This is a genomic window from Rhizobium sp. PEPV16 (genome assembly GCF_008919455.1).
Classification (GTDB): Bacteria; Pseudomonadota; Alphaproteobacteria; order Rhizobiales; family Rhizobiaceae; genus Rhizobium; species Rhizobium leguminosarum_Q.
This window is the reverse complement of sequence record NZ_VSZV01000305.1, coordinates 2,870-10,589: the sequence shown is the minus strand read 5'-3', so window position 1 is coordinate 10,589 and position 7,720 is coordinate 2,870. Positions and strand designations below refer to the sequence as shown.

Sequence of the window (7,720 nt, the reverse complement as noted above, 5' to 3'; positions counted from 1 at the left end):
TCCGGCATTATGGCAACATCGCTCACTGAGGATGTGGGACTTGCCCTGCTCGGCAATACGCTGGCGACCGGCGCCATGCTGGTGGTGCTGATCACCGTTCTCGGGCCGATCTCCGGCGCCCACTTCAACCCGGCGGTCTCGCTGATCTTTGCGATGTCGCGCGTGCTGCCGAAGCGCGACCTCGGCGGATATATCCTGGCGCAGATTGCCGGCGGCGTGATTGGGACGATCACCGCCCATCTGATGTTCGACCTGCCGCTGATCGAGCTCTCGAGCAAAGTTCGCACCGGTGGCGCGCAATGGTTTTCCGAAGGCGTTGCGACCTTCGGCCTGGTGGCGGTCATTCTTGCCGGCATCAAGTTCGAGCAGAAGGCGGTGCCGTGGCTGGTCGGGCTCTACATCACCGCCGCCTATTGGTTCACCGCCTCGACCTCGTTCGCCAATCCTGCCGTCGCTTTGGCCCGCTCGCTGACCGACACCTTCTCCGGCATTCGCCCGGTCGATCTTCCAGGCTTCTGGATCGCCGAAATCACAGGCGCGGTCACAGCCCTTTTCCTGTTCACCTGGCTGCTGCAGCCGGGCGCGTCTTCAACCCTGTCGTCAGAGGCAAAGCTATGAACGTCACCATCTACCACAACCCGGCATGCGGCACCTCCCGCAACACCCTTGCGATGATCCGCAATGCCGGCATCGAACCTGATATCATCGACTATCTGGAAACCCCGCCGTCACGTGAGGAGCTGGTCAGGATGATCGCCGATGCCGGCCTCACCGTGCGCGATGCCGTTCGCCAGAAGGATACACCCTACGCCGAACTCGGCCTCGACAATCCCGATCTAAGCGACGATCAGCTTCTCGACGCGATGCTGAAAGATCCGATCCTGATCAACCGGCCTTTCGTCGTCACCCCTCTCGGTACGCGCCTGTCGCGACCGTCGGAACTTGTCCTCGAAATCCTGCCGGAAACGCATAAGGGCGCCTTCGCTAAGGAAGACGGCGAGAAGGTGCTCGATGCCGGAGGCAAGCGCATTGTCTGATCTGCCGGCCCTATCGCCGATGCATCTGCGTCAACCGGATATGGACGCGCTCAGGCCGGCGTTCTCGACGCACAAGCCACGCATCCTGATCCTTTATGGCTCGTTGCGGGCAGTGTCCTACAGCCGCTTCCTCGCACAGGAGGCCGCGCGGCTGCTCGAATATTTCGGCTGCGAAGTGCGCATCTTCAACCCGGAAGGTCTGCCGCTGCCTGATGCGGCGCCGGCGAGCGACCCAAAAGTTCAGGAGCTGCGCGAATGGTCGGCATGGTCTGAAGGCCAGGTGTGGGTCAGCCCAGAACGTCATGGCGCGATGACCGGCATCATGAAAGCGCAGATCGACTGGATTCCATTGTCGGTGGGATCCGTCCGGCCGACGCAAGGCAAGACGCTGGCGGTGATGCAGGTCTCCGGCGGCTCCCAGTCCTTTAATGCGGTAAGCCAGCTCCGCATCCTTGGACGGTGGATGCGGATGATCGCAATTCCCAATCAGTCCTCGGTTGCCAAAGCTTTCCAGGAATTCGACGCGGACGGCCGTATGAAACCCTCGTCCTATTACGACCGCGTCGTCGACGTCTGCGAGGAATTGGTGAAGTTCACGCTGCTGACCCGTGATGCCTCGAACTATCTGACCGACCGCTACAGCGAGCGGAAGGAAGAAGTCGAAAAGCTCGAACAGCGCGTGAGCCTCAGATCCCTATGACCATCGCCAGCACCGAACGACCGCCGATAGCGGCCATCGCCGTGCTCGGGCTGACGCAGATCATCGGATATGGATCGCTCTATTACAGCTTCAGCATCCTCGCCCCCGACATGGCCCTTGATCTGGGCTGGTCATCGGAATGGATCTTCGGCGCGCTCTCCGCGGCTCTTCTGATCGGCGGCCTGGCCGCACCTCTCACCGGCACGTGGATCGATCGCTTCGGCGCCGGCAGGATCATGACATCAGGCTCGGCGATTGCCGCCGCTGCCCTCGTCGCCTGCGCCTTGGCGCCGGGAAAGATCGCTTTCGTCGCGGCATTGATCGGCATCGAGATCGCGTCGAACCTGGTGCAATATGGCGCCGCCTTCGCCCTGCTGGTGCAGATCAGGCCGCAGGTCGCCCAGCGCAGCATCACTTACCTGACGCTGATCGCCGGCTTCGCCTCAACCATCTTCTGGCCGATCACCACGGCGCTGCATGCGCATCTCTCATGGCAGAACGTCTATCTGATCTTCGCCGCGCTCAATCTCATGGTTTGCCTTCCCGTTCATGCCTGGCTCTCGCATGGCGTCAGCCAAACCAGGAGACGGACCGGAGAGGAGGCCGCAAAACGCGTCGAGCCGAGCCTTCCGCCGTCGGTGCGCAGGCCGGCCTTTATCCTGATGGTGACGGGCTTTGCTTTGGAAAGTTTCGTGAACTCGGCGCTTCTGGTTCACATGGTGCCCGTAATGTCGGCACTCGGCCTCGGCGCCATGGCAGTGGTGGTCGGAACACTCTTCGGTCCGTCACAGGTGCTGAGCCGCCTCATCAACATGGTCTTTGGCGAGAGCTTGTCGCAAGTGATGCTGGCGATCATCTGCGCCATCCTGCTGCCGACAGCCCTTGTCATCCTCATCGCCACCGCACCCTCGGTGCCCGGCGCGCTACTCTTCGCCGTCGTCTTCGGCCTCGGCTCGGGCCTTAACAGCATCGTCTACGGAACCTTGCCGCTCGCGCTCTTCGGAAGCGATGGCTACGGCCGGCGGCAAGGACAAATCATGTCGGTCCGTCTCGTCGTCTCCTCGATGGCGCCGTTCGCGCTTGCCTTCCTGATGGGCAATCTCGGCGTATCGTGGTCGCTGTCGATCGCTGCATTGCTCAGCACCGTCGCCGTTGCCGCGTTCTTCGCCATCATGCGGCTGACGCGCCCGGTTGCCCGGCCGGAAACTGTTGCCAATCCCCGAGAGGCTTGAGCGCATTCATCGGGACAGGCGCTACTTGACGACGGCCGAGCCCTTGACGATGTCGATCGTCTCGCCGCCGTCGAGCCCGATGCGGTCGCCGTCGGGCGTTGTCATGAAGCAGCCGGAAGCACAGAGGCTCTCCGAAGCGCCGGCATCGACCACGACCTCGACGCGCTGGCCGCTCTCGGTGATGACGAGCACGACGGCGGCTGGGTCGGTGTTGGTGATGGATGCCGCTTCAGCCGCGGGTGCGGCAAGCAGCGGGACAAGCAGAACGGCGGCAAATCTTGCCATCATGTGCGGCGGCGCTGGCGCGCCCTCCCCTCGAACGATCGGTGCTGCCCCCGGCAGCGATCCCGATAGTGGAGATCATGCACATATAGCTGTGAATGATGGCTGAATGACCCGTTCAGCCTTTCCGATTGCCTTCTGCCGTCTTGCTGCGCAATTGCCGCACCGGCTGCTCTTCCTCCTCCATGGGCGTGTCCGCAGAGTTTTCCTGCTCGTTGGGTTGATCCCTGCCCGCATCGGCAAGCGCGGGACGAGCCTCTCGATGGATGGTAAGATCGGTCTGTGGCAACGGGATCTCGATGCCCTCGGCCTTGAAGCGCTTAAGGATCTCGATCCTGAGATTGTTGCGCACCGCCATGCCGTCACCCATATCGGCGAGGAAGAAACGCAGCTCGAAATCCAGCGAATAGGGCCCGAAGCGCAGGAATTCGACATGCGGCTCCGGATTGCGCATGACGAGCGGTATCTTGGCCGTCAGTTCCAGCAGGATGTCCATCACCTGCTGCGGATCAGCGTTGTAGGCGACGGAAACCGGGATTTCCGAGCGGCCGATCTTGTTGCGGTGCGTCCAGTTGCCGACGAGGCCGTTGATCAAATCAGAATTCGGCACGATGATCGACTGCTTGCGGAAGGTCTCGATCTCGGTGGCGCGCACCGAAATGCGTTTGACGATACCTTCGGCGGTGCCGGAAACGACATGGTCGCCGACCTTGAACGGCCGTTCGACGAGCAGGATCAGGCCGGAGACGAAGTTGGAGACGATGTTCTGGAGACCGAAACCGATACCGACCGAAAGTGCGGAAGCGACGAGCGCGAAGCTCGACAGGTCGATGCCGGCCGCCGAAACGCCGATGATCGCCGCTATGCCGACGCCGAGATAGCCGATGCCCGTCTTGACCGAATTGCGCACGCCAAGATCGACATGGCTTCTGGCCATCACATTGCCATCGAGCCAGCGCTGCACCCAGCGCGTCAGCAGGTAGACGCCGGCAAACAAGAGAATGCCGGTGCAGATGCCGAGCAGCGAGATGCTGATACCGCCGAGCCTGACCTCGGTGAACAGCCGATAGGCAAGAATCTGCAGATCCTGCACATGGAAGCCCCAGAGCAGCAGGATCAGCGGGATGCCGACGAGAAGCGCCACCGCATAGATGGCAAGGCCGACGAGCAGGCCAGCCTGATCGATCGCCACCGGCCCGAGCTTGAAGCGGCGCGTCAGGAAGCTTGCGAAGAAGGTATCGCCGAAGCTTTCCTGCCTTGATATCGCCTTGCCGGAGAGCAGGCCGACATACATGGTGGCGACCAGCGCGCCGGTGATGATGAGCTGCGTGGCGACGAAGCGCGCGAGCCCGACATAACCCGTGAGTGCTGTGAGGATGAGGCCGGCGCCGACGACCCGCAGGATGATCGCCATGCCGCGAGGCCAATGCCTTCCCGGCGCATCGGGATCGCCGTTCTTCGCCAGCATCGGTCTGCCGAAGGAAACCGCGATCAGGATCAGGCCGATGATCAGCGCAGCAATCAGGCTTCTGACCACGGTCAGGACCAGCGGCGAGCCCATCGCCTCGCCGATCGTGCCGAACAGATAATCGAGCGCGTTGACGATCGCCATCGCCAGCAGGCAGTAGCCGATCGAGCGCGCGCCGAGATTGGAAAGCCGCACGAGCCGCCAGCGCGGTTCGCGCGGCGCGAAGATGGCGTTGACGAAGCGGCCGACGAAATAGACAAGCCCGATCGCCCCGAACAGGGCGCCGATGACAGGCGCGATATCGGGCCTCAGCACATTGAACCCGTTAAGGAAAAAGAACGAGGTGACGAGCAGCACCGAGAGCGCCAGCGTGCGGATCAACGTCGACCAGAAGGCGATCGACAGCCGGCCGATATAGGACGGGTTCTCGACAGCCTCGTCGCGGCGCAGGTAGGAGCCGAACAGCCGGTAACTGCCGGAGAGTAGGATCAGCGCCGAGGCGAGCGACAGGAAGATCGCGGCAAACATTGGGAAACGCTTGAATTTCCAGACGAAGGTGGCCCAGCTCGACAGAGCGTGCGAGAATTCGCTGACCTCGTGCACGAAGGCGCTGCCGGCATCGTCGAGCACCGAGACCGAAATCTCGGTGCGCCTGAGCAGCGTATCTGCAAACAGCCGCCGCCGCATCTCGGTGATCTCGTTGACGAGCTTCGTCACCGTGATCGAGAGGTTTTCGGCATCGCCCGTCAGCGCGTTGATCTGCGCGCGTTCGGCGGCGAGCGCGTTGCGCTCCTGGGTGACGATCTCGGCTTCAGGCGGCTGCCCGTCCTTCGGCGGATCGCCGATCTCGGCAAGCCGGTTCTTGATCTGGTCGAAACGCGGCCTGAGATTGACCGATATGGTGATGACGGCGCGGCTAAGCTCGTCGGCCTTGGTCGCAAGCCCGACCAGGGCATCGTCATTGTCGGCATTTTGCTTGACGCCGTCCTGAAGCGCTGTCAGCTGGACCTTCGCCTTGTCGATCTCCTTTGTCGCCTGGTCGAACGGCATATCGGCAAGCGGCGCCTGCGCCGCCGCCGATGCCTGCGGCTCCTGTGCGAAAGCGGCAGCACCCTTGAAATGCGCGCCGGCGACCGCCAGCGTCAGCAGAAGAATGGTGCGAAGCAGGATCGGTCTCAGCCGCAAAAGCGCCTCCGGAAAAGGTTGTCGTCGGAATAGAATGCCAGCTTGTCTTAGTAAAGAAAGGCGACAGAAAGGCGGAAGCTCCCTGGAAACCCTTAGAAACCGGCATCGGGCCGGGAGAGATAGTCGCATTCCTCAGCCGTCGACTCGCGTCCCAGCATGGCATTGCGGTGCGGAAAGCGGCCGTAGGCGGCGATCACGTCGCGGTGGCGGATCGCATAATCGAGATATTCCGCATCGCCGAGCGCGCCGAACAGTTCCACCGATCGCTCCTGCTCCCCAAGGTCCTCGGCATGTTCGAAGGGCATGTAGAAAAAGGTACGGCATGCCGCCTCGACCGCCCGATCAGCGCCCGATGCCAACGCGAGCTTGGCTTCCCGAAGTGCCAGCCCATCGGTCGCAACGGCAAGCGCCGTGCCGCGATAGATGTTGCGAGGAAACTGGTCGAGCACGATCACAGCCGCCAGCCGGCTCTCCGCATCCGCCCGCCATTCGTCGCCGACGCCTGCGGCAAGGGCCAGATGGGTATCGCGGAAGCCTTCGCGGATCTCCGCGTCGAGTTCCGGCGTCGAGCGGAACCACAGCTCCCGGCCGCATCTGACGAACCAGAAATCATACACTTCGCGTGGTGTGCGGATCGTCGCCATGTTTCCCCTTCCCTAGCGTTAGGTTTGATGATGCAGCTTCGGTAAATTATTGTAGGAAAAGGGATAACACCGTGCCGGTAGCCCCCTCATCCGGCTGCCGCCACGTTCTCCCCGCTGGGGAGAAGAGATTCGCGGCAACGTCTCGATTCCCCCTTCTCCCCTCGGGGGTCCGAAGGACGGGTCGAGACCAGTGGCTCGACCCCGATCGGTGCCCGTAGGGCGGATGAGGGGGGCACACGGCACACCCTACGCTGCACTTCCTACTTCCCCTCATGCAACGAAAACACCAGTGTCGCCTTGGTTCCGTCATGGCCGGGGTCATAGGCGAAATCCGATTTAAGGCTGGCGGCCATGGCCGTCAGGATGCGTGTACCAAGGCCGGTTCCCCTGGCGGGGCTCGACGGGTCGAAACCGGCGCCGTCATCCTCGACGATGACACGCAATGCCCCATCCGTCTGGTCGACGATGACGCGGATCTCGCCCGGCACGCTGTCCGGATAGGCATATTTAAAGGCATTGGTGACGAGCTCGCTGACGATCAGCCCGAGCGTGATCACCTTGTCGGTCGCCAGATTGACCGGCTGCGCGGTGAGGACGATCCGGTGCGGCCGCTTGTCGTCGTGCATCGAGGTTTCGAGTTCGGTGAGCAGGCTGTTCAGATATTCATCGACCTGTACCGAGCCGACCTGGCGATTGGTGTAGAGCCGGCGGTGCACGCTGGCGATGGCGTTAATCCGCATCTGCGTTTCGTGCAGCGCGTCGATCGCAACCTGATCCGTGGTCATCGAGGATTGCATGCGGATCAGCGCGCCGACGAGGCCGAGGCTGTTGGCGATGCGGTGATTGACTTCGGTGAGCAGCATTTCGGCTAGGTCGCGCTGCTGGCGGATCACCTCCTGCGCCTGCGCCGTCTCGCGGCGAAAACGCGCTCGTTCCAGCGCCTGTTCGAGGGCGGCGGCGAGCAGGTCGAAATAGTCGGCTGAGATCCCTTTGAGCATGTAATCGTCGGCGCCGGCCTTCAGCGCCGCGACCGCGATGCTGGTATCGTCCGAACCCGTCGCATAGATGACCGGCGGATGATCCGGCATCGCCGTGATGCTGGGCAAAATGTCGAGGCCGGTTTCGCCCGCCAGGACATGATCGAGCACGACGGCGTCGATACCACCTTCGCC

The 7,720-nt window shown here is 62.6% G+C and carries 8 protein-coding genes; 4 read left to right on the top strand and 4 right to left on the bottom strand.

Translation table 11 applies throughout. The annotated features are described in order from the left end of the window. The 4 genes from FY112_RS16175 to arsK form a co-directional block, all read left to right on the top strand. On the top strand, window positions 1–618 hold a 618-nt coding region (locus tag FY112_RS16175; RefSeq protein ID WP_246700695.1), incomplete at its 5' end, for an MIP/aquaporin family protein. Further along, a complete protein-coding gene (gene arsC, locus FY112_RS16170; protein ID WP_151518843.1) occupies window positions 615–1,037 on the top strand; it encodes an arsenate reductase (glutaredoxin) in 423 nt (140 codons plus the stop codon). The genes FY112_RS16175 and arsC, both read left to right, overlap by 4 nt. Beyond that, window positions 1,012–1,737, top strand: a complete 726-nt coding sequence (gene arsH / locus FY112_RS16165; RefSeq protein ID WP_168288295.1) for an arsenical resistance protein ArsH — start codon at window positions 1,012–1,014, stop codon at window positions 1,735–1,737. The genes arsC and arsH overlap by 26 nt, the downstream gene beginning before the upstream one ends. Beyond that, on the top strand, window positions 1,734–2,969 hold the full coding sequence (arsK, locus tag FY112_RS16160) for an arsenite efflux MFS transporter ArsK (RefSeq protein WP_151518842.1): 1,236 nt from the start codon (window positions 1,734–1,736) through the stop codon (window positions 2,967–2,969). Before arsH ends, arsK begins: the two co-directional genes overlap by 4 nt. A gap of 21 nt (window positions 2,970–2,990) precedes the next feature. On the opposite strand, the gene FY112_RS16155 is transcribed toward arsK, so the two are convergent. The 4 genes from FY112_RS16155 to FY112_RS16140 form a co-directional block, all read right to left on the bottom strand. Further along, window positions 2,991–3,257: a hypothetical protein gene (locus tag FY112_RS16155; protein ID WP_017960889.1), complete on the bottom strand. Its 267-nt coding sequence runs from the start codon at window positions 3,255–3,257 to the stop codon at window positions 2,991–2,993. A gap of 112 nt (window positions 3,258–3,369) precedes the next feature. Then, complete coding sequence (locus FY112_RS16150) at window positions 3,370–5,904, bottom strand: mechanosensitive ion channel family protein (protein ID WP_151518841.1); 2,535 nt, start codon at window positions 5,902–5,904, stop codon at window positions 3,370–3,372. 92 nt (window positions 5,905–5,996) lie between these two features. Then, complete coding sequence (locus FY112_RS16145; RefSeq protein ID WP_151518840.1) at window positions 5,997–6,548, bottom strand: DUF924 family protein; 552 nt, start codon at window positions 6,546–6,548, stop codon at window positions 5,997–5,999. 260 nt (window positions 6,549–6,808) lie between these two features. Then, on the bottom strand, window positions 6,809–7,720 hold a 912-nt coding region (locus FY112_RS16140), incomplete at its 5' end, for a histidine kinase dimerization/phosphoacceptor domain -containing protein (RefSeq protein ID WP_246700694.1).